This window comes from Mesorhizobium carmichaelinearum (genome assembly GCF_900199455.1).
Taxonomy (GTDB): Bacteria; Pseudomonadota; Alphaproteobacteria; order Rhizobiales; family Rhizobiaceae; genus Mesorhizobium; species Mesorhizobium carmichaelinearum.
Genome location: NZ_FZQR01000190.1, coordinates 1 through 388, shown reverse-complemented (window position 1 = coordinate 388; position 388 = coordinate 1). Strand labels below are relative to the sequence as shown.

General features: G+C 40.2%; 1 protein-coding gene. It reads right to left on the bottom strand.

The features are described 5' to 3' along the window. Nucleotides 1–388, bottom strand: a 388-nt coding sequence (locus CKW40_RS46325) for a LysM peptidoglycan-binding domain-containing protein (RefSeq protein ID WP_143748552.1), incomplete at both ends; no start/stop codon positions are given.

Genomic DNA, 388 nt, shown 5'->3' with positions numbered 1-388 from the left:
GCCCAATACTTAGCGTCTGACCAATATGTGCTAATTGGACTACCAGCTTGAGCACGACGGTCAAATACGTACCATGTACATTGACCAGCAGTGTATAAATTTTGGTGATTAAAAGATGATGCATTGCCATTGCTACCTGTTGTAGCTGTTGGTGTTGTACCACCTGATCCACCATTAGGAATTTGTAATGTTTGGTTAGGCATAATTAAATAACCACGTAAGTTATTGGCTGCCATTAATTGATCAACTGAAACACCATATCTGCTAGCAATGATATTTAATGATTCACCAGCTTGTACAGTATGAGATGATGCTGAACCAGCTTGTGGAGAAGTGTTTGACGAATTTTGTGCATCACTTCCACCTACTGAGATAACTTGACCAGGGA